This is a genomic window from Geopseudomonas sagittaria, assembly GCF_900115715.1.
Classification (GTDB): Bacteria; Pseudomonadota; Gammaproteobacteria; order Pseudomonadales; family Pseudomonadaceae; genus Geopseudomonas; species Geopseudomonas sagittaria.
Map to the genome: position 1 here is coordinate 23,130 of NZ_FOXM01000005.1, position 19,413 is coordinate 42,542.

At 68.4% G+C, this 19,413-nt stretch carries 19 protein-coding genes; 8 read left to right on the forward strand and 11 right to left on the reverse strand.

Annotated elements, in window-relative coordinates:
* Positions 1–48: 48 nt before the first annotated feature.
* The 3 genes from gshA to BM297_RS07725 all read right to left on the reverse strand — a co-directional run bounded on the left by gshA (position 49) and on the right by BM297_RS07725 (position 4,562).
* Entirely contained in the window at positions 49–1,632 is a 1,584-nt protein-coding gene (gene gshA / locus BM297_RS07715; protein WP_092429928.1) for a glutamate--cysteine ligase, read from the reverse strand.
* A gap of 217 nt (positions 1,633–1,849) precedes the next feature.
* Positions 1,850–2,233 (reverse strand): PaaI family thioesterase, encoded by a 384-nt coding sequence (locus BM297_RS07720; protein WP_092429930.1) that lies wholly within the window; start codon positions 2,231–2,233, stop codon positions 1,850–1,852.
* Between the two features lies 1 nt (position 2,234).
* On the reverse strand, positions 2,235–4,562 hold the full coding sequence (locus BM297_RS07725) for a Tex family protein (protein WP_092429932.1): 2,328 nt from the start codon (positions 4,560–4,562) through the stop codon (positions 2,235–2,237).
* Between the two features lie 177 nt (positions 4,563–4,739).
* Here BM297_RS07725 and ompR point away from each other — a divergent pair, with 177 nt between their 5' ends.
* Both ompR and BM297_RS07735 read left to right on the forward strand, forming a co-directional pair.
* Positions 4,740–5,483: an osmolarity response regulator transcription factor OmpR gene (gene ompR, locus BM297_RS07730; protein WP_092429934.1), complete on the forward strand. Its 744-nt coding sequence runs from the start codon at positions 4,740–4,742 to the stop codon at positions 5,481–5,483.
* Positions 5,480–6,793, forward strand: coding sequence for an ATP-binding protein (locus BM297_RS07735; protein WP_092429936.1), 1,314 nt, complete (start codon positions 5,480–5,482; stop codon positions 6,791–6,793). The genes ompR and BM297_RS07735 overlap by 4 nt, the downstream gene beginning before the upstream one ends.
* Positions 6,794–6,951: 158 nt before the next feature.
* On the opposite strand, the gene rimK is transcribed toward BM297_RS07735, so the two are convergent.
* The 3 genes from rimK to BM297_RS07750 all read right to left on the reverse strand — a co-directional run bounded on the left by rimK (position 6,952) and on the right by BM297_RS07750 (position 9,885).
* A complete protein-coding gene (rimK, locus tag BM297_RS07740) occupies positions 6,952–7,857 on the reverse strand; it encodes a 30S ribosomal protein S6--L-glutamate ligase (protein WP_092429938.1) in 906 nt (301 codons plus the stop codon).
* Positions 7,854–8,333 carry a retropepsin-like aspartic endopeptidase RimB gene (gene rimB / locus BM297_RS07745; RefSeq protein ID WP_092429940.1) on the reverse strand — a complete coding sequence of 160 codons (480 nt, stop codon included), beginning with the start codon at positions 8,331–8,333 and terminating at the stop codon, positions 7,854–7,856. Before rimB ends, rimK begins: the two co-directional genes overlap by 4 nt.
* A gap of 64 nt (positions 8,334–8,397) precedes the next feature.
* A complete protein-coding gene (locus BM297_RS07750; RefSeq protein WP_092429942.1) occupies positions 8,398–9,885 on the reverse strand; it encodes a diguanylate cyclase in 1,488 nt (495 codons plus the stop codon).
* A 179-nt stretch (positions 9,886–10,064) separates the two neighbouring features.
* Between BM297_RS07750 and BM297_RS07755 the strand changes: the two genes are divergently transcribed.
* The 3 genes from BM297_RS07755 to BM297_RS07765 all read left to right on the forward strand — a co-directional run bounded on the left by BM297_RS07755 (position 10,065) and on the right by BM297_RS07765 (position 13,125).
* Positions 10,065–10,457, forward strand: a complete 393-nt coding sequence (locus BM297_RS07755) for an RNA-binding S4 domain-containing protein (protein WP_092429944.1) — start codon at positions 10,065–10,067, stop codon at positions 10,455–10,457.
* 112 nt (positions 10,458–10,569) lie between these two features.
* Entirely contained in the window at positions 10,570–11,457 is an 888-nt protein-coding gene (gene hslO / locus BM297_RS07760) for an Hsp33 family molecular chaperone HslO (protein ID WP_092429946.1), read from the forward strand.
* 123 nt (positions 11,458–11,580) lie between these two features.
* Positions 11,581–13,125, forward strand: coding sequence for a phosphoenolpyruvate carboxykinase (locus BM297_RS07765; RefSeq protein ID WP_092429948.1), 1,545 nt, complete (start codon positions 11,581–11,583; stop codon positions 13,123–13,125).
* Positions 13,126–13,240: 115 nt separating this feature from the next.
* Here BM297_RS07765 and BM297_RS07770 read toward each other — a convergent pair whose 3' ends face one another.
* The 3 genes from BM297_RS07770 to yrfG form a co-directional block, all read right to left on the reverse strand.
* Positions 13,241–13,909, reverse strand: coding sequence for a YceH family protein (locus BM297_RS07770; RefSeq protein WP_092429950.1), 669 nt, complete (start codon positions 13,907–13,909; stop codon positions 13,241–13,243).
* Positions 13,910–14,056: 147 nt separating this feature from the next.
* Entirely contained in the window at positions 14,057–14,530 is a 474-nt protein-coding gene (locus BM297_RS07775; RefSeq protein WP_245768228.1) for a hypothetical protein, read from the reverse strand.
* Positions 14,531–14,682: 152 nt separating this feature from the next.
* A complete protein-coding gene (gene yrfG / locus BM297_RS07780) occupies positions 14,683–15,378 on the reverse strand; it encodes a GMP/IMP nucleotidase (RefSeq protein ID WP_092429954.1) in 696 nt (231 codons plus the stop codon).
* Between the two features lie 119 nt (positions 15,379–15,497).
* Between yrfG and nudE the strand changes: the two genes are divergently transcribed.
* Both nudE and cysQ read left to right on the forward strand, forming a co-directional pair.
* Positions 15,498–16,064, forward strand: coding sequence for an ADP compounds hydrolase NudE (gene nudE, locus BM297_RS07785; protein ID WP_092429956.1), 567 nt, complete (start codon positions 15,498–15,500; stop codon positions 16,062–16,064).
* Positions 16,065–16,072: 8 nt separating this feature from the next.
* On the forward strand, positions 16,073–16,891 hold the full coding sequence (gene cysQ, locus BM297_RS07790; RefSeq protein ID WP_092429958.1) for a 3'(2'),5'-bisphosphate nucleotidase CysQ: 819 nt from the start codon (positions 16,073–16,075) through the stop codon (positions 16,889–16,891).
* A gap of 128 nt (positions 16,892–17,019) precedes the next feature.
* Here the strand turns inward: cysQ and BM297_RS07795 are convergent, their stop codons facing one another.
* On the reverse strand, positions 17,020–17,472 hold the full coding sequence (locus BM297_RS07795; protein ID WP_092429960.1) for a thioesterase domain-containing protein: 453 nt from the start codon (positions 17,470–17,472) through the stop codon (positions 17,020–17,022).
* Between the two features lie 259 nt (positions 17,473–17,731).
* Between BM297_RS07795 and BM297_RS07800 the strand changes: the two genes are divergently transcribed.
* The gene (locus tag BM297_RS07800; RefSeq protein ID WP_092429962.1) at positions 17,732–18,109 is read left to right on the forward strand and encodes a BON domain-containing protein; all 378 of its coding nucleotides are present in this window, start codon (positions 17,732–17,734) and stop codon (positions 18,107–18,109) included.
* Between the two features lie 69 nt (positions 18,110–18,178).
* On the opposite strand, the gene metK is transcribed toward BM297_RS07800, so the two are convergent.
* Positions 18,179–19,369 (reverse strand): methionine adenosyltransferase, encoded by a 1,191-nt coding sequence (metK, locus tag BM297_RS07805; protein ID WP_092429964.1) that lies wholly within the window; start codon positions 19,367–19,369, stop codon positions 18,179–18,181.
* Positions 19,370–19,413: the final 44 nt, after the last annotated feature.

Below are 19,413 nucleotides of genomic sequence, written 5' to 3' on the forward strand. Positions count from 1 at the left end.
CTGGGAGGCCCGCCCTCGGGGCGATCGCGCGGGCTGCCGTGCGCGGTGTTACTCGCCCGGCTCGATCGCCGCCATGTAGCGCGTCACGAACTCCTCGAAGCTGCCTTGCTGCTCGGCTTCCAGCTTGGCCTGGGCGGCCAGCGAGTCGCGGGCGGACTGCTCGAAGGCGGTCAGGCTCTCGGCGTCCAGCGGCCGGCTGCGGAACCAGGCGGCGTGGCGTTCGGACTGGCGCTGGGCGAAGGCGAAGAAGCTGAGGTTGTCCTCGCGCAGGCTGCGCAGCACCCGTGCCGACGGGGTCAGGCTGGGGTCCTCCAGCTTGGCGCGCTGGGCGCTGAGGGCCAGCTGGTGCAGGTCGCTGCCGTGGGCGGAATCGAGCAGGGCCGCGCAGGCCTGGATGCGCTCCAGCAGCTGCAGGCCCCAGGCGGTCAGCTCGCGCGCTTCGCCGTGCTGCTGCAGGACGAGGCCCGGCTTGCGGCCTTGCTTGACGGTCAGGGCGAAGTTGCTGGTGCACTCGCGGCACTCGTCGCCGGCCATGTTCGGGCTGTCTTCCAGGGCGCAGTAGAGCAGGAAGGCGTCGAGGAAGCGTGCGGCGACCAGGTCGATGCCCAGCGGCAGGAAGGGGTCGATGTCCAGGCAGCGCACTTCGACGTACTGCACGCCGCGCGCGCCGAGGGCCTGGATCGGCCGTTCGCCGGAGTTGGCCACCCGCTTGGGGCGGATGCTCGAGTAGAACTCGTTCTCGATCTGCAGCACGTTGGTGTTGAGCTGCTGCCACTCGCCGTCCTGGTCGTGCAGGCCGATGGCCTGGTAGGGCGGGTAGGGCGTCGACACCGCCTGGCGCAGGCTGGCCAGGTAGCTGTCGAGGTCGTTGTAGCAGGGGCGCAGGCTGGCCTGGGCGTTGTTCTGGTAGCCCAGGTCGCTCATCCGCAGGCTGGTCGCCCACGGCAGGTACAGGGTGCCCGCGCCGAGGCTTTCCAGGTTGTGTTCGCGATCCTTGAGGAAGCTGGCGCACACCGCCGGCGAGGCACCGAACAGGTACATCAGCAGCCAGCTGTAGCGGCGGAAGTTGCGGATCAGAGCGACGTAGCGCTCCGACTGCCAGTCCTGCGCCGGGCGGCTGTCGCCTTCGGCCTGCTGCAGCAGCGGCCACAGCATCTCGGGCAGGGAGAAGTTGTAGTGGATGCCGGCGATGCACTGCATGGCCTTGCCGTAGCGCACCGCCAGACCCTTGCGGTAGACGTGCTTGATCCGGCCGATATGGCTGCTGCCGTATGCGGCGATCGGGATGGTCGCCTCGTCCGGCAGCTTGCACGGCATCGAGTGGGTCCACAGCTGCTCCTCGCCCAGCTGGGCGTAGGCGAAGCGGTGGATGGCGTCCAGCTCGTCGAGGCTGTGCGCCGGGTCTTCCCAGGCGTCGGTGATGAACTCCAGCAGCGCCTCGGAATAGTCGGTGGTGATCTGCGCATGGGTCAGCGCCGAGCCCAAGGCCTGCGGGTGCGGGGTCAGCGCGAGGTGGCCGGCGGGGTCGACACGCAGGCTTTCCTTCTCCAGGCCGTGGCGGCAGTGGCGCAGCAGGTCGCGCTGTTCGGCACTGTCGAGCAGGGCCAGGCGGCGGGAAAGTAGGTCGCTCAAAAGTCGGATTCCTGTTGGCATTGTGTGCGCACTATGGGGGCGACGGACGGCAGTCTCAAGGGGCGGGAGCGTGTCGCCTTGCCGATGTGGTCGCAGGGTAGAAGACTCGCGCCGCGATCTTCTACCGATGCGGCGTGCCAGCTGGGGTGGACAATCGCTGGCGCGAGTTGTCCACCCTGCGCAGCTACCCTACGGCTACCGGCGCTCTTCCGGCAGCTTAGACCAGCATGAAGGTGCCCTGGGCGCGCGCCACCAGGGCGTCGCCCTGGCGCACCTCGGCGTCCACCACCAGGGTGCGGCTGCCGTGGTGGATCACCTTCGCCAGGCAGAGCACCTCGCCGTCGTCGATGGCGCGCATGTAGTTGATCTTGCACTCGACGGTGACGCTCTTGCGCTCGAAGCCGTGGGCGCTGGAGCAGGCCAGGCCCATGGCGATGTCGACCAGGCTGAAGATCGCCCCGCCGTGCAGCTTGCCGGCGCGGTTGCGCAGCTCGGCCTTGAGCGGCAGGCGCACCTCGGCCTCGCCGTCGTCGATGCGCACGGGCTCGCAGCCGAGCAGGTGGCTGTAGGCGCTGCAGGTCACTTCGCGGACGTCGGTCATCTCAGCGCTTCTTGATCTGCTTGGCGTTGGCGAACAGCGCGGCCATGCCCGGGTTGCTCGGCGCCGGCTTGTCCTGGCTGGAGTGGCGCTCGCTGCGCGGCGCGTTGCCGCGATTGTTGCCGCCACGCGGGCCACTGCGTGCGCCGTCTACCTTCTCGCCGGGGGTGTCGGACATGCGCATCGACAGGCCGACGCGGTTGCGCGGGATGTCCACCTCCATGACCTTGACCTTGACGATGTCGCCGGCCTTGACCACCTCGTAGGGATCCTTGACGAACTTCTCCGACAGCGCGCTGATGTGCACCAGACCGTCCTGGTGCACGCCGATGTCGACGAAGGCGCCGAAGTTGGTCACGTTGGTCACCACGCCCTCGAGCACCATGCCCGGCACCAGGTCCTTGAGGCTCTCGACGCCCTCCTGGAATTCGGCGGTCTTGAACTCCGGGCGCGGGTCGCGGCCGGGCTTGTCGAGTTCCTTGAGGATGTCGGTGACGGTGGGCAGGCCGAAGCTCTCGTCGGTGAACTTGGCCGGGTCGAGGCGCTTGAGGAAGCCCGAATCGCCGATCAGCGAGCGGATGTCGCGGCCGGTATCGGCGGCGATGCGCTTGACCAGCGGGTAGGTCTCCGGGTGCACCGCCGAGGCGTCCAGCGGGTTGTCGCCGTTCATCACGCGCAGGAAGCCGGCGGCCAGTTCGAAGGTCTTGTCGCCCAGGCGCGGCACCTTCTTCAGCGCGGCGCGCGAGGCGAAGGCGCCGTTGGCGTCACGGAACTGCACGATGTTCTGCGCCAGGGTGGCGTTGAGGCCGGAGATGCGCGCCAGCAGGGCGGCGGAGGCGGTGTTGACGTCGACGCCGACGGCGTTCACGCAGTCCTCGACCACCGCGTCCAGCGAGCGCGCCAGCTTGAGCTGCGAGACGTCGTGCTGGTACTGACCGACGCCGATGGCCTTGGGCTCGATCTTCACCAGCTCGGCCAGCGGGTCCTGCAGGCGGCGGGCGATCGACACCGCGCCGCGGATCGACACGTCCAGATCGGGGAATTCCCTGGCGGCCAGCTCGGAGGCCGAATACACCGAAGCGCCGGCCTCGGAGACCATGACCTTGGTCAGCTTGAGCCCCGGCACCTGCTTGATCAGGTCGGCGGCCAGCTTGTCGCTCTCGCGGCTGGCGGTGCCGTTGCCGATGGCGATCAGCTCGACCTGGTGCTTGGCGCACAGGCGGGCGAGCACGGCGAGGGTGCCGTCCCAGTCGTTGCGCGGCGCGTGCGGGTAGACGGTGGCGGTATCCAGCAGCTTGCCGGTGGCATCCACCACGGCGACCTTGCAGCCGGTGCGCAGGCCGGGGTCGAGGCCCAGGGTGCAGCGCGGGCCGGCCGGCGCGGAGAGCAGCAGGTCGTGCAGGTTGCGGGCGAACACGTTGATCGCCTCGCTCTCGGCGGCCTCGCGCAGCTCGCCGAGCAGGTCGGTTTCCAGATGGGTGTACAGCTTGACCTTCCAGGTCCAGCGCACCACCTCGGCCAGCCACTTGTCGGCGGCGCGGCCGCGCTGCTCCACGCCGAAGCGCTCGGCGATCATGCCTTCGCACGGATGCATGCTCCCCGGCAGCTCTTCGCCGACCTTGAGGCTGGCGCTGAGGATGCCCTCGTTGCGGCCGCGGAAGATCGCCAGCGCGCGGTGCGACGGCACGCCCTTGAGCAGCTCGTCGTGCTCGAAGTAGTCGCTGAACTTGGCGCCTTCCTGCTCCTTGCCGGCGACCAGGCGGGCGCTGAGGGTAGCGTTGTCCTTGAGGAAGCCGCGCAGGCGGGCCAGCAGGTCGGCGTCCTCGGCGAAGCGCTCCATGAGGATGTACTTGGCGCCGTCGAGCACCGCCTTGACGTCGGCGAAGCCCTTGTCGGCGTCGACGAAGCGCGCCGCCTCGCGCTCCGGATCCAGCGCCGGGTCGGCGAACAGCGCGTCGGCCAGCTCGCCGAGGCCGGCTTCCAGGGCGATCTGGCCCTTGGTGCGGCGCTTCTGCTTGTACGGCAGGTAGAGGTCTTCCAGGCGCGTCTTGGTGTCGGCCAGCTGGATCTCGCGGGCCAGCTCGGCGGTCAGCTTGCCCTGCTCCTCGATGCTGGCGAGGATCGAGGCGCGCCGCTCGTCCAGCTCGCGCAGGTAGCGCAGGCGCTCTTCCAGGGTGCGCAGCTGGGTGTCGTCGAGGCTGCCGGTCACTTCTTTGCGATAGCGGGCGATGAAGGGCACGGTCGAGCCTTCGTCGAGCAGCGCCACGGCGGCGGCGACCTGTTGCGGGCGGACGCCGAGTTCCTCGGCGATGCGGGCGTTGATGCTGTCCATATGACTTCCTGCTGGTGCGGGGGAAGGTGGCCGGGAGGCCGCAAAGGGCCGGATTATACCCAGCGGCCCGTTTCTGGCGAGGCGCCGGGCGGGTCGGGGGAAAAATCTGCTAACAATGGCTGTGCATGGCGCTGCCGCGGCTGCGCCATAATCGGCCGATATTTTCGAGGACTCCCGATGAACAGCACCGCCAGCAGCCAGCCGGAAGGCGAAAAAATCCTCATCGTCGACGACGACGTGCGTCTGCGCCGCCTGCTCGAGCGCTTCCTCGACGAGCAGGGCTATCGCGTCAAGACGGTGGAGAACGTCGAGCAGATGGACCGCCTGCTGAGCCGCGAGCTGTTCAACCTGGTGGTGCTCGACCTGATGCTGCCGGGCGAGGATGGCCTGTCCGCCTGCCACCGCCTGCGCGAGCAGGGCAACCGCATGCCGATCATCATGCTCACCGCCAAGGGCGACGAGGCCAGCCGCATCCAGGGCCTCGAGCAGGGCGCCGACGACTACCTGGCCAAGCCGTTCAACCCGCGCGAGCTGCTGGCGCGCATCCGCGCCGTGCTGCGCCGCCAGACGCCGCTGGTGCCGGGCGCGCCGGGCAGCGAGGAGGAGACGGTGAGCTTCGGCGACTATCAGCTCAACCTCGGCACCCGCGAGCTGAGTCGTGGCGGCGAGGTGCACATGCTCACCACCGGCGAGTTCGCCGTGCTCAAGGCGCTGGTCCAGCACGCCCGCGAGCCGCTGACCCGCGACAAGCTGATGAGCCTGGCGCGCGGCCGCGAGTGGGACGCCCTGGAGCGCTCGATCGACGTGCAGATCTCCCGCCTGCGCCGGCTGATCGAGCCCGATCCCTCCAAGCCGCGCTACATCCAGACGGTGTGGGGCGTCGGCTACGTGTTCGTGCCGGACGGCAGCGCGCGCAAGTGAGAACCCCGGTCTGGTTCCCGCAGAGCGTGTTCGCGCGCATCCTCTGGCTGGTGCTGATCGTCGTGCTGTTCTCCAAGGCGCTGACCCTGGTCTACCTGCTGATGAACCAGGACATGCTGGTCGACCGCCAGTACAGCCACGGCACCGCGCTGACCGTGCGCGCCTACTGGGCCGCCGACGAATCGTCGCGCGCGGCCATCGCCGAAGCGGCCGGACTGCGCCAGCTCAGGCAGGACGAGGTACCGGCCGGCGAGTACCACTGGCCGTACACCGAGGTGCTGCAGGAGCAGATGCGTCTGGAGCTGGGCGAGGACGCCCAGCTGCGCATGCGCGCCCAGCGCTCTCCCAAGCTGTGGGTGCTGGCGCCGGCGCTGGGCCCGGACTGGGTCGAAGTGCCGCTGTACCCCTATCCGCTCAAGGGCCAGCGCATCTGGAGCGTGCTCGGCTGGTTCCTCGCCATCGGCCTGCTGTCCACCGCGGCGGCCTGGCTGCTGGTGCGCCAGCTCAGCCTGCCGCTTAAGCGCCTGGTGTTCGCCGCCCGGCAGATCGGCCGCGGGCGCAGCGTGCGCCTGCCGGTCGGCGATACGCCCAGCGAGATGACCGAGCTGTACCGCGCCTTCAACCAGATGTCCGCGGACGTCGAGCAGGCCGCCCGCGAGCGCGAGCTGATGCTCGCCGGGGTGTCCCACGACCTGCGCACGCCGCTGACCCGCCTGCGCCTGTCGCTGGAGCTGCTGCCCGCCGACAACGAGCTGACCGAGGACATGGTCCGCGACATCGAGGACATGGACGCCATCCTCGACCAGTTCCTTGCCTTCATCCGCGACGGCCGCGACGAGCCGCTGGAGGAGCTCGACCTCAACGAGCTGATCCGCGAGGTGGCCGCGCCGCTCAACCAGAACGCCGAGCAGGTGCGCCTGTGCCTGGAGCCGCTGCCGGCCATGCCGCTGCGCCGGGTGTCGATCAAGCGACTGCTGGCCAATCTGATGGAGAACGCCCTGCGTCACGGCGGCAGCGGCGTGGAGGTGTGCGCCAGCCTGTCCGGCGGCGCGGCGGCGCCCTACGTGGTGCTCAGCGTGCTGGACCGCGGCCCGGGCATCGACCCGGCCGAGCTGGAGAGCATCTTCAACCCGTTCATCCGCGGCGACCGCGCCCGCAGCAGCAAGGGCACCGGCCTTGGCCTGGCCATCGTCAAGCGCATCGCCGCCCAGCACGGCGGCAGCGTCGAGCTGCGCAACCGCTCCGGCGGCGGGGTGGAGGCGCGAGTGTGCCTGCCGCTGGGCCTGCTGTTGCCGCGGGATGCGGTCTGAGGGATTAGCCGGGGAGGTGAATCGCGACGTTTCGGCCGACAGCAAATCGCCCCCTCTCCCGCTGGCGGGAGAGGGTTGGGGTGAGGGTGGAGCGGTCGAACCCGGCAGCCCTCACCCCCGGCCCTTCTCTCGGAACCGGGAGAGGGGAGGCAGGCGGCTCACCCCCGTCCCTTGGTGCGCGTCTGGTTGGGGCGGGCGTGCTCCTCGATGTGCTGGATGATGATCGCCGCCACGTCCTGACCGGTGGTGGTCTCGATGCCCTCCAGGCCCGGCGAGGAGTTGACCTCCATCACCAGTGGGCCGTGGTTGGAGCGCAGGATGTCGACGCCGGCGACGCCCAGGCCCATCACCTTGGCGGCGCGGATCGCGGTCATGCGCTCCTCGGGGGTGATCTTGATCAGGCTGGCGGTGCCGCCGCGGTGCAGGTTGGAGCGGAACTCGCCGGGCTTGGCCTGGCGCTTCATCGCCGCGATCACCTTGTTGCCGACCACGAAGCAGCGGATGTCGGCGCCGCCGGCTTCCTTGATGTACTCCTGGACCATGATGTTCTGCTTGAGGCCCATGAACGCCTCGATCACCGACTCGGCGGCCTTCTCCGTCTCGCACAGCACCACGCCGATGCCTTGGGTGCCTTCCAGCACCTTGATCACCAGCGGCGCGCCGCTGACCATGCGGATCAGGTCGGGGATGTCGTCCGGCGAGTGGGCGAAGCCGGTCACTGGCAGGCCGATGCCCTTGCGCGACAGCAGCTGCAGCGAGCGCAGCTTGTCACGCGAGCGGCTGATCGCCACCGACTCGTTGAGCGGGAACACGCCCATCATCTCGAACTGGCGCAGCACCGCGCAGCCGTAGAAGGTCACCGAGGCGCCGATGCGCGGGATCACCGCGTCGAAGCCCTCCAGCGACTGGCCGCGGTAGTGGATCTGCGGCTTGTGGCTGGCGATGTTCATGTAGGCACGCAGGGTGTCGATCACCAGCATTTCATGCCCGCGCTGCTGGCCGGCTTCGACCAGGCGGCGGGTGGAATACAGGCGCGGGTTGCGCGACAGCACAGCGATTTTCATCGGACACCTGAGGGGGTAGTGGGCAGCGGCAGCAACGGCTTGCCCTGGACGTAAGTGAGCGCGGGGTTGACCACCAGTTGGCCGGCGATCAGCGCCTTGGCGCCGAGCAGCACGCGATAGCGCATGGTCTTGCGGCAGGCGAGGGTGAATTCTACAGGCCAATGGCGGTCGCCGAGCACCAGATCGGTGCGAATCACGTAACGGGTCTGGGTGTGGCCGGTGGAGCTGCGGATGGTCTTCAGGCTGACCAGCGGCGCCTCGCGCTGGCGCTGGCGACTCTGCACCAGGCTGCCCAGATGCGCGGTGAAGCGTACCCAGGGCTGGCCGTCGCGCTCGAAGGGCTCGATGTCGCTGGCATGCAGGGTCGAGGTGCCGGCGCCGGTGTCGATCTTGGCGCGCAGGCCGGCCAGGCCCAGCCCGGGCAGGGCGATCCACTCGCGCAGGCCGATCACGGCCAGATGGTCGAAGGTCTTCACGGCGGCTCAGTTTCCGGTGGCGATGGACGGCATGGGTGGGCACTCCCGGATCAGGCGCAGTCGCTCAGTCGGCAAAGGCCTCTTCGGCCTGCTTGACGCCTACCCGGTCACGCCCCCGGTGCTTGGCATCGTACAGCGACTCGTCGGCGCGCTGCATCAGCGTCGCCACCGAGTCGCCGCGCAGCACCGTCGCCAGCCCGGCGCTGCTGGTGAGCGGCCTGGAGCAGGGGAAGGCATGCGTGCGGATCTGCTCGAGGATGCGCTCGGCCAGCTGCACGGCCTGGCCAAGGTCGGTCTCGTGGCAGATCACCAGGAACTCCTCGCCGCCCCAGCGGCACACGGTGTCCACGCTGCGCAGGCCGCTCTTGAGCAGGCGGGCAAACTCCACCAGCACCTTGTCGCCCACCAGATGGCCGAGCTCGTCGTTGACGGCCTTGAAGTGATCGATGTCGAGCAGGATCACCGACAGCGGCCGGTCGTAGCGTTGGGCGCGGATGATATCCAGGGCAAATGACGAATCGATGGCATGGCGGTTGGGCAGGTCGGTGAGCTGGTCGGTCTCGGCCAGGCTCTTCAGCTGGCGGTTCAGCTTCCCGAGGCGGGCCATCCACACCAGGCTGGTCGCCAGGATGGCGGCGAGCACCAGGCCCAGCCAGATCGCCAGGCTGTAGTCGGTGACCACGTCGGTCACCACCTGCATCGACACGTGGCGGTCGACGATCTGCCGGCGCTCGAGCGGGGTGAGGGTGGCGATGCCCTTGTCGAGGATGTCCCTGAGCATGGTCTCGGACTTGAGCACGCCCATGCGCAGCTGGTTGTCGTAGCCGGGGATCTGCCCGGAAATCTTCAGGTTGAACCAGCCTTCCTGCTTGATGGTGACGGCCGCGACGATCAGCGAGCGCAGGGTCATGTCGACCTTGCGTTCCGACACCAGCGCCAGGGCTTCGCGCTCCGAGTCGGTGAGGACGATCCTCAGGTTGGGAAAGTCGCGGGTGATGCGTTCGAGCATCGCGGTGCCGCGCGGCAACGCGATGCTCTTGCCCTCGAGTGCCGCCAGGTCGCTGATGAAGGGGTGCTCCTCGCGGGTGATCAGCACGTTGGGATCGACCAGCAGCGGTTCGCTGAAGATCAGCCACTGGTCGCGATCGGGCGTGCTGTTGAGGAAGCTCAGCGCCATGCAGGCGCTGGCCTGGGCGGCGTTGAGGCTCTCCTCCCAGGTGCGCGTGGGATGCAGCTGCAGGTTGACGCCGGTGCGCTGGCCGACCAGGGCGATGAGGTCGGCCGCCATGCCGATGTGCCGGCCGGACTCGTCGATCAGCTCGAACGGCCACCAGTCGGGATCGACGCACAGCGGAATCGACGGGTGGGCCTGCAGGTAGGCGCGCTCCGACTCGCTCAGCTCGACGAGCGGGCTGGCCGTCGCCGGCGCCAGCCAGGCGAGGAGGCAGAGTGCCGCCAGCAAGCGGCCCAGCAGGCGCCCGGTTCGGATGGCGGTTGCGCAGCGGAGGGGCAGTCGCCTGGTTTCCCGCAGGCACTCGCAGACCTTGGTCATCTGGAACTTCCTCGTTGTTCTGCCTCGACCAGGTCGATGCGCGCCTGGGTCATGCCATTATGGTCAACACCCGGCGCGCCGTCATGTTCTGTGACGGAGTCGACAGTGGCGGGGCGGCTGCCGCACCGTGCAGGTCGGCCGGCAGAGGCATGAGAGCCAGCAGTGACGCGAGAGAGAGCATGAGCGAGAAAGACGACGACAAGGTGCGCCTGGACAAGTGGCTGTGGGCGGCGCGTTTCTTCAAGACCCGCGCGCTGGCCAAGGCCGCCATCGAGGGCGGCAAGGTGCATTGCCGCGGCGAGCGCTGCAAGCCGGCCAAGGAACCCAGGGTGGGCGACGAGCTGCTGATCCGCAGCGGTTTCGACGAGCGCACGGTGATCATCCGCGCGCTGGCCATGGTCCGCCGCGGTGCGCCCGAGGCGCAGCAGCTGTACGAGGAAACCGCCGACAGCATCGCCCGCCGCGAGCAGGCCGCCGCGCTGCGCAAGGCCGGCGCACTGGGCGTGCAGAGCGACGGTCGACCGAGCAAGAAGCAGCGCCGGCAGATCCACCAGTTCCGCGACGGCCAGTGACTGCCGGCGGCCGATAGATTTCACCCGAAGCGGCGATAGACGGACGCCCCTTGGTGGTGTAGGCCGTTTGCGCCTAAAATCGCCATTCACGAGCAAACCCTGCGGGCCTGGCATGTCTGATTTTTCCCAACGCTTCCTGTTCGACGACACCGATGTGCGCGGCGAACTGGTCGACCTCGAACACAGTTACGGCGAGGTGCTGGCCAAGCACGCCTATCCCGAGCCGGTGGCCCAGTTGCTCGGCGAGATGCTCGCCGCGGTGACCCTGCTCAGCGACATCCTCAAGTACGACGGCCTGCTGGTGCTGCAGGCGCGCTCCTCCGGCCCGCTGCCGCTGCTGATGGTCGAATGCTCCAGCGAGCGCGAGATCCGCGGCATCGCCCGCTACGACGCCGAGGCGCTGGGCGAGGCGCACAGCCTGCGCGAGCTGATGCCCGACGGCCTGCTGACCATGACCGTCGATCCGAAGGTCGGCAAGCGCTACCAGGGCATCGTCAGCCTGGATGGCGAGACCCTGGCCGACTGCCTGTCCAGCTACTTCGCCCTGTCCCAGCAGCTGCCCAGCCGCTTCTGGCTGAACGCCGACGGCCGCCGCGCCCGCGGCCTGCTGCTCCAGCAGCTGCCGGCCAACCGCCTGACCGATGGCGACGAGCGCGCGGCCAGCTGGGAACACCTGGTCACCCTGGCCGACACCCTGACCGCCGAGGAGCTGCTCGGCCTCGACAACGAGACCCTGCTGTATCGCCTCTATCATCAGGAAGAGGTGCGCCTGTTCGATCCCCAGCCGCTACGCTTCGGCTGCAGCTGCTCGCGCGAGCGCTCGGCCAATGCCCTGGTCAGCCTGGGCGAGGCCGATGCGGCGCAGCTGGTGGCGGAGCAGGGCGGCGCGGTGCAGATCGACTGCCAGTTCTGCAACCAGCGCTACCAGTTCGACGCCGCCGACATCGCCCAGCTGTTCGCCGGTGGCGGCAGCAGCGAGCCGTCGCCGACCCGGCACTGAGTGTTTTTTACCCAAAACCCGACTTTTCTGGCATAATCGCGCGCAATTTTTTCGCTGTAGCGCGCCTATAAAAACCGCTACACAAACGTTTGGAGGACTCGGCCTCAGGCCGACGGGGACCACATGACGCAAGCCAACACTGCCGTGTACACCGACATCAGCACTGCCGAACTGATCGAGCAGGCCATCCGCCGTGGCGAAGGCGAACTCGCCGTCAACGGCTCGCTGGTTGTCCGCACTGGTCATCGTACCGGCCGCTCGCCGATGGACCGCTACATCGTCCAGGAGCAGAGCACCGAGGCGAAGATCGCCTGGGGCAAGATCAACCGTCCGTTCCCGGCCGACAAGTTCGATGCCCTGTGGGACCGCGTCGAAGCCTACCTGGGCGAGCGCAGTCACTTCGTCTCCCACGTGCATGTTGGTTCCGCCGCCGAGCACTACCTGCCGGTGAAGATGAGCACCGAGACCGCCTGGCACAACCTGTTCGGCCGCTGCCTGTTCATCAACCCGGAAACCTTCAACCCGGCCGGCAAGGGCGAGTGGCGCATCCTCAACGTGCCGTCCTTCGTCTGCGAGCCGGAGCGTGACGGCACCAACTCCGACGGCTGCGTGATCCTCAACTTCGCCCAGAAGAAGGTGCTGATCGCCGGCATGCGCTACGCCGGCGAGATGAAGAAGGCCATGTTCTCCGTGCAGAACTTCCTGCTGCCGGAAGCCGACGTGCTGCCGATGCACTGCGCCGCCAACATCGGCGAAGAAGGCGACGTCACCCTGTTCTTCGGCCTGTCCGGCACCGGCAAGACCACCCTGTCCGCCGACCCGAGCCGCTACCTGATCGGTGACGACGAGCACGGCTGGGGCGAGGGCGTGGTGTTCAACATCGAGGGCGGCTGCTACGCCAAGTGCATCGACCTGTCCGAGAAGAACGAGCCGGTGATCTGGAAGGCCATCCAGTTCGGTGCCGTGCTGGAGAACGTGGTGCTCGACGAGCGCACCCGCAAGCCGGACTACGCCGACGCCAGCCTGACCCAGAACAGCCGCGCCGCCTACCCGCTGGAGCACGTCGAGAAGCGTTCCGAGAAGAACCTCGGCGGCGAGCCGAACGCGGTGATCTTCCTGACCTGCGACCTGACCGGCGTGCTGCCGCCGGTGTCGATCCTCAACAACGAGCAGGCTGCCTACCACTTCCTGTCCGGCTACACCGCCTTGGTCGGTTCCACTGAGATGGGCAGCGGCACCGGCATCAAGTCGACCTTCTCCACCTGCTTCGGCGCGCCGTTCTTCCCGCGTCCGGCCGGCGAGTACGCCGAGCTGCTGATCAAGCGCATCAAGGGCTTCGGCTCCAAGGTCTACCTGGTCAACACCGGCTGGACCGGTGGCGGCTACGGCGTCGGCAAGCGCTTCAACATCCCGACCACCCGTGCGGTGATCGCCGCGATCCAGAGTGGCGCGCTGGTCGGTGCCGAGACCGAGCACCTGCCGATCATCAACCTGGACGTGCCGAAGGCCGTCGCCGGTGTCGATACCCAGCTGCTCAACCCGCGCAACACCTGGGCCGACAAGAGCGAGTACGACCAGGCAGCCCGCGCCCTGGCCGCGCTGTTCATCGACAACTTCAAGAAGTTCGAAGTGTCCGACGCCATCCGCAGTGCCGGTCCGCAGCTGTAATCGGCCGCAAACCTGCATGAAAAAGCCGCCTTCGGGCGGCTTTTTCGTTTCTGCTGAATGGCCGGGGAGAAAACACGCGCCGCGACTTTCTCCCGCCGAGCCTGCCGTGGCGATGTCAGTCGCCGGTGCCCTCCAGGCGGGCGAGGCGGGCTTCCAGTTCGGCGAGACGCGCCTCCAGGGCGGCGAGGCGCTCTTCCTGGGCGTTCGGCGCGGCGGAGGCCAGGGCGGACTCTTGGGCGCGGGCGGCGAGCAGGCTCTCCAGCTCGGCAGGGTCGCCCAGCTGGTGGGCATAGCGCTCCTCGCGCTGTCCGCTCTGCCGCGGCAGCTGGCAGACCAGCTCGCGTGCCGCCAGGCGTTCGAGGTGGTGGCGGACTTCCTCCTGGTCGTCGAAGGCGTGCAGGCGGGCGCTGCGGGCGAGCAGCTCGCCCAGGGTCTGCGGGCCACGCAGCATGAGCAGGGCGAGCAGGATCAGTTGGGCGTGCACCAGCTCCAGCTGCTTGTCGCCGCGCTGTTCCCAGCGATCGGCGCGGCTGCCCATCACCAGCCTGGTCAGGCCACGCTGTTCCAGGCTGCGCAGGGCCTGGGCGATTTCGCCGGGCTGCAGGTTCAGCAGCGGTTCGCGACTGGTCTTCTGGTTGCAGGCCAGTTGCAGGGCGTTGAGGGTCAGCGGGTAGCTTTCCGGGGTGGTGGCCTGCTTTTCGATCAGGCAGCCGAGGGCGCGGATCTCGACGGCGGACAGGGGCGCGTCGGCGAAGGGCGAGGGGGTATGGGACGATTCGCTCATGGGCAAGGGCGCTCTGCAGGGAGGAGTGCCCTAGTGTCCCCAAGCGGCTGGGGCTTTACCAGCAGGAAAGCACGCTCGCGTGCGCCGCATCGGCGCCGCGCCATCCCGTGCGGGGAGGATGGCGCGCTGCCGCTGCGCGGGACTGGATCAGTCGTCCCAGTGACGGCGATGCTTGTGCTTGCGGCCGTGGCCACGGCCGTGGTCGCGGTAGCCGTGGTCGTGGCGATAGCCGTCGCGATAATAGCCGCGGCGGTCGCTGTAGCGCTCCTCGCGGGTGTTGCGGTCGCCGATGTTGTTGCCCAGCGCGCCGCCGACCGCGCCGCCAAGGCCGGCACCGACCAGGCCGCCGGTGGTGCCGCCGAGGGTACGGCCGACCGCGTTGCCGCCGGCCGCGCCGAGGCCGCCGCCGATGGCCGCTTCGGTCTTGCTGCCGCGGTTGGCGCTGACCGCGCCGCCGGCCGCGCCGCCGAGGCCGGCACCGATGGTGGAGCCGGTGCCGCCGCCGACCGCCTGGCCGACCACCGAGCCGAGTACCCCGCCGAGTGCGCCGCCGACCGCGGTGCGGCCGTCGCCGTCGGCCCATGCGGAACCGCCGGCCAGGGTCAGGGACAACAGGAGCATGGAGGAGTATTTCTTCATCGACACGATCACTCAATAGGGATGACGGCGCCGATCCTGCGCAGCCGGGCCGGCTTTGGCAAGGCCTGTTCCGACAGTCGGCAGCGTTTTGCAAAATTCTGCACGTTGCCGGTATTTATCCGGAACTTTGCCGGTTATGCCCCGGTCTTATCGCTCTGGTTCGGCCCCTGCAGCCCTGTGCAGAGCGCCAGATAGCAATCCACGGCGGCGAACTCCTCGGTGTCCTTGAGCTCGCCGCGGCTGTCCGGCTGGCGCACGCCGAGCAGGTGGGCGATGCCGTACTGGCGGGCGCTGCGCAGGATCGGCAGGCTGTCGTCGATGAACAGGCTGCGTGCCGGATCGAAGCCGAAGTCCTGCTGCAGGGCGAACCAGAACTGCTGGTCCTCCTTGGCGAAGCCGTAGTCGTGGGAGCTGATCAGGCGGTCGAAGAACGGCGCCAGTTCGATCCGCTCCATCTTCAGCGACAGCGAATCGCGGTGCGCGTTGGTGATCAGCGCCACGCGCTTGCCGGCCGCGCGCAGGGCGGCGAGGAAGCGGTCGGCATCCGGGCGCAGGGCGATCAGGTGGGCGATCTCTTCCTTCAGTGCGCGCACCGGCAGGTCCAGCTCGCGGCTCCAGAAATCCAGGCAGTACCAGGTCAGCTGGCCGGCATGGCGCTGGAACAGCGGCAGCAGCTCGGCCAGCGCGGCGTCGAGGCCGATGGCGTGCTTGTCGGCGTAGCGCTGCGGCAGGTGGTGCAGCCAGAACTGGTTGTCGAAGTGCAGGTCGAGCAGGGTGCCATCCATGTCGAGCAGGACGGTGTCGATCTGGTTCCAGGGCAGCAGGGGCATGGCGGGGCGGCTCGGGCTGGGCCGGCAGGGGCATGGCCGCAGGGCGGTGCGGCCCTCTGCCGGAAGTCGAAAAATGGATGCGGTATGGTAACGTGTCGGCTCGCCAAGGAGTCCAGCATATGCGTCAGAAACCCGATGTTCTAGCCCGCGCCATCGTGGCCAAAAGTCGCCTGTTTACCGTCGAGGAACTGCAGTTGCGCTTCAGCAACGGCGTCGAGCGTACCTACGAGCGCCTGCTCAATCGCGGGCTGGGCTACGGCGCGGTGATGGTGGTGGCCATGGAGGATGCCGAGACCGTGCTGCTGATCGAGGAGTACTGCGCCGGCGTCGATGCCTACGAGCTGTCGCTGCCCAAGGGCCTGATCGAACCGGGCGAGGACGTGCTGGCGGCGGCCAATCGCGAGCTGAAGGAGGAGGCCGGCTTCGGCGCCCGCCAGCTCGAACACCTCACCGGCCTGTCGCTGTCGCCGGGCTACATGAGCCAGTGCATCCAGGTGGTCTTGGCCCGTGACCTGTATGCCGAGCGCCTGCCCGGCGACGAGCCGGAAACCATCCGCGTCGAGCGCTTCAGCCTGCGCGACATCTCGCGCCTGGCCCTTTCCGAAAACTTCAGCGAGGGACGTGCCCTGGCGGCCATGTACCTGGTGCGCGACCTGCTGACCCAGCGCGGCGAGTATCAACCGTGAGCCAAGCCATGAACCATCCGCTGCTGGCGGGCGTGGTCGACCTGGTGCAGCAGGCCGGTGCCGCGACCCTGCCGTTCTGGCGCGCCGACGTGGCGATCGAGCTCAAGGCCGACGCCTCGCCGGTCACCGCCGCCGATCTGGCCGCCCATCACCTGCTCGCCGCTGGTCTGGCGCAGCTGGCCCCCGACATTCCGCTGCTGTCCGAGGAGGACTGCGAGATCGGCCTGGCGGTGCGCCAGCACTGGTCGCGCTGGTGGCTGGTCGATCCGCTGGACGGCACCAAGGAATTCATCGCCGGCAGCGAGGAATTCACCGTCAACGTGGCGCTGATCGAGCGGGGCAGGGTGGTGTTCGGCGTGGTCGGCGTGCCGGCGCGCGACCTGTGCTTCTACGGCGGTGCGGGCCTGGGTGCCTGGCGGCTGGCGGACGGCGCGGCCGCGCCGATCAGCGTGCGCATCGCGCCGGCGGAGGCCTTCACCGTGGTCGCCAGCCGTCGCCACTCCAGTGCGGCGCAGGAGCGTCTGCTCAACGGCCTGAGCGAGCGCTTCGGCGACCTCAGCCTGTCCAGCGTCGGCAGTTCGCTGAAGTTCTGCCTGCTCGCCGAAGGCGCCGCCGACTGCTATCCGCGCCTGGCGCCCACCTCGCAGTGGGACACCGCAGCGGCGCAGGGCGTGCTGGAAGGGGCCGGCGGCGAGATTCTCGACCTGCGCGGTCAGCCGCTGGACTACCCGGCGCGCGAGAGCTTCCTCAATCCGCACTTCCTCGCCCTGCCGCAGGCGGCGGAGTGGCGCGAGGAACTGCTGCAGCTGGCCCTGGCGCTGGACTGAGGCCTGCCACCCCGGGCGAGTTTCTGTAGGAGGCGCGCCCTCGCGGCGATGCGGGCCGCAGGCCCGCCAGAAAGCCCGAGCATCGCCTTGGGTTCGCTCCTCCCCCAGGTCTGCGCAACGCGGCACAGTCACTTGTGCAGCACGTACTCCCCGTGCAGGTGCACGGCGTCGGCACCGCTCGGCGCGGGGATGCGGATGTCCAGGTACAGGCGCGCGCGGCCGCGGCGTCGGTACAGGGTTTCGAACTTCTTCCAGTCCTCCTCGCTTGGCGGCGTGCAGACGGCCACGGCCTCCTCGACCACCGGCAGCGGATAGTCGATCTCCCCGCCCTTGATCACGATATGCCCGTCGTCGATGCCGGCCTCGCGCAGGCGCAGGGTCAGCCAGCCCCAGCCGGCCAGCACGCTGAGGCTGTACAGGCTGCCGCCGAACATGCTGCCGGTGTGGTTGACGTTGGGCGCCAGCGGCATGGCCAGGCGCAGCTCGTGGTTGTCCCAGCCGGCCACGCGCAGCTGCATGGCGCGGGTCAGCGGGATGTCGTGATGGAGGAGGTTTTCCAGGTACTGACAGTCGGTATTCATGTCCGGGAGTGTCCAGATGGGCTGACAACAGGGTGCTCCATGATCCGGCGTCGCGCCACCCTGTGCAATCGAGGCGGGGGATGCGCGGCGCTGCGACCGGTCACCAGACCGTCTGGCGCCTTCCCCGTGCGTCTCGGCGAGAGCGGGCTATATTGAGTTGTTGCCCGTGCCTGCATTCGGCGCGCCGGCAAGCCCGATGCGGTTGCTGTCGCGGGGAAGATGCAGGAGGGCTGAGCGTCCCCCCCGGGAGGTACTCGTCATGAAAATGCACTCCTTCAATCAGTACTCGCACGACCTGGGAATGGCGGTTCACGATCTGTGGCTCACCACCAAGGTCAAGTCCGCCCTGGAAATGGCCAAGGCGACCCGCGGCCAGCATATCCACGTGAAGACCCACGCGGGCGTGGTAACCCTGAGCGGCCAAGTTGAGAGTCACCGCCTGTGCGAGCAGGCCATCGAGTTGGTTCGTGCGGTGCATGGTGTCGTCGAGGTGGATGCCCAAGGCCTGGAGACCTGGATGGTCGCGCCCGGCCATCAGCCAGAAGCGCCCAATGCCGAGGAAAGCGCCGACCACGAGGCCCAAATCGCCAGGCGCCGGGAACGGATCCAGGGGCCTCATGGTGGCGACACACCCTGATGAACACACCCTGATGAAAAAAGCCCCGCCAGCATGCGCTGGCGGGGCTTTCGTTACTGCGGCGGGCGCTTACAGACCGGCAGCGGCGCGCAGCGCCTCGGCCTTGTCGGTCTTCTCCCAGGTGAAGGTGGTGAAGGTGTCGTCGCCGACGGTCATCACCTCCGGAGTACGGCCGAAGTGGCCGTAGGCCGCGGTCGGCCGGTACATCGGGTGCAGCAGGTCGAGCATCTTGGTGATCGCGTACGGACGCAGGTCGAAGACTTCGCGCACCAGCTTGATGATGGTGTCTTCGCTGACCTTGTTGGTGCCGAAGGTGTTGATCGAGATGGAGGTCGGCTGGGCCACGCCGATGGCGTAGGACACCTGGATCTCGCAGCGCTCGGCCAGGCCCGCGGCGACGATGTTCTTGGCCACGTAGCGACCGGCGTAGGCGGCCGAACGGTCGACCTTGGACGGGTCCTTGCCGGAGAAGGCGCCGCCGCCGTGACGGGCCATGCCGCCGTAGGAGTCGACGATGATCTTGCGGCCGGTCAGGCCGCAGTCGCCCACCGGGCCGCCGATGATGAACTGGCCGGTCGGGTTGATGTGGAACTGGGTGTCCTTGTGCAGCAGCTCGGCGGGCAGGGTGTGCTTGATGATCAGCTCCATCACCGCTTCCTGCAGGTCGCTCTGGCTGATCTCCGGGTTGTGCTGGGTGGACAGCACCACGGCGTCGATGCCGACCACCTTGCCGTTCTCGTAGCGGCAGGTGACCTGGCTCTTGGCATCCGGGCGCAGCCACGGCAGCAGGCCGGACTTGCGCGCTTCGGCCTGGCGCTCGACCAGGCGGTGCGAGAAGCAGATCGGCGCCGGCATCAGCACGTCGGTCTCGTTGCTGGCGTAGCCGAACATCAGGCCCTGGTCGCCGGCGCCCTGGTCTTCCGGCTTGGCGCGGTCGACGCCCTGGTTGATGTCCGGGGACTGCTTGCCGATGATGTTGACGATGCCGCAGGTGGCGCCGTCGTAGCCGACGTCGGAGCTGTTGTAGCCGATGTCGACGATCACGTCGCGCACCAGTTGCTCGAGGTCGATCCACGCGCTGGTGGTGATCTCGCCGGCGACGATGGCCACACCGGTCTTCACCAGGGTCTCGCAGGCCACGCGGGCGTGCTTGTCCTCGGCGATGATGGCGTCGAGCACCGCATCGGAGATCTGGTCGGCGATCTTGTCCGGATGGCCTTCGGACACGGACTCGGAGGTGAAAAGGGAATATTCGCTCATCAATCGGTTCCTGTTATTACCGGTGGGTGAGTCGGCCTCGCGGC

What these genes read in the sequence shown, in the direction of transcription:
- yrfG (WP_092429954.1), bottom strand. Translation starts at nt 15,378, where the DNA reads ATGCCCCTGCTGCCCTGGAACCAGATCGACACCGTCCTGCTCGACATG.
- cysQ (WP_092429958.1), top strand. Translation starts at nt 16,073, where the DNA reads ATGAACCATCCGCTGCTGGCGGGCGTGGTCGACCTGGTGCAGCAGGCC.
- BM297_RS07725 (WP_092429932.1), bottom strand. Translation starts at nt 4,562, where the DNA reads ATGGACAGCATCAACGCCCGCATCGCCGAGGAACTCGGCGTCCGCCCG.
- hslO (WP_092429946.1), top strand. Translation starts at nt 10,570, where the DNA reads ATGTCTGATTTTTCCCAACGCTTCCTGTTCGACGACACCGATGTGCGC.
- metK (WP_092429964.1), bottom strand. Translation starts at nt 19,369, where the DNA reads ATGAGCGAATATTCCCTTTTCACCTCCGAGTCCGTGTCCGAAGGCCAT.
- rimK (WP_092429938.1), bottom strand. Translation starts at nt 7,857, where the DNA reads ATGAAAATCGCTGTGCTGTCGCGCAACCCGCGCCTGTATTCCACCCGC.
- BM297_RS07755 (WP_092429944.1), top strand. Translation starts at nt 10,065, where the DNA reads ATGAGCGAGAAAGACGACGACAAGGTGCGCCTGGACAAGTGGCTGTGG.
- BM297_RS07720 (WP_092429930.1), bottom strand. Translation starts at nt 2,233, where the DNA reads ATGACCGACGTCCGCGAAGTGACCTGCAGCGCCTACAGCCACCTGCTC.
- ompR (WP_092429934.1), top strand. Translation starts at nt 4,740, where the DNA reads ATGAACAGCACCGCCAGCAGCCAGCCGGAAGGCGAAAAAATCCTCATC.
- BM297_RS07795 (WP_092429960.1), bottom strand. Translation starts at nt 17,472, where the DNA reads ATGAATACCGACTGTCAGTACCTGGAAAACCTCCTCCATCACGACATC.
- nudE (WP_092429956.1), top strand. Translation starts at nt 15,498, where the DNA reads ATGCGTCAGAAACCCGATGTTCTAGCCCGCGCCATCGTGGCCAAAAGT.
- BM297_RS07750 (WP_092429942.1), bottom strand. Translation starts at nt 9,885, where the DNA reads ATGACCAAGGTCTGCGAGTGCCTGCGGGAAACCAGGCGACTGCCCCTC.
- BM297_RS07770 (WP_092429950.1), bottom strand. Translation starts at nt 13,909, where the DNA reads ATGAGCGAATCGTCCCATACCCCCTCGCCCTTCGCCGACGCGCCCCTG.
- BM297_RS07765 (WP_092429948.1), top strand. Translation starts at nt 11,581, where the DNA reads ATGACGCAAGCCAACACTGCCGTGTACACCGACATCAGCACTGCCGAA.
- BM297_RS07775 (WP_245768228.1), bottom strand. Translation starts at nt 14,530, where the DNA reads ATGCTCCTGTTGTCCCTGACCCTGGCCGGCGGTTCCGCATGGGCCGAC.
- BM297_RS07800 (WP_092429962.1), top strand. Translation starts at nt 17,732, where the DNA reads ATGAAAATGCACTCCTTCAATCAGTACTCGCACGACCTGGGAATGGCG.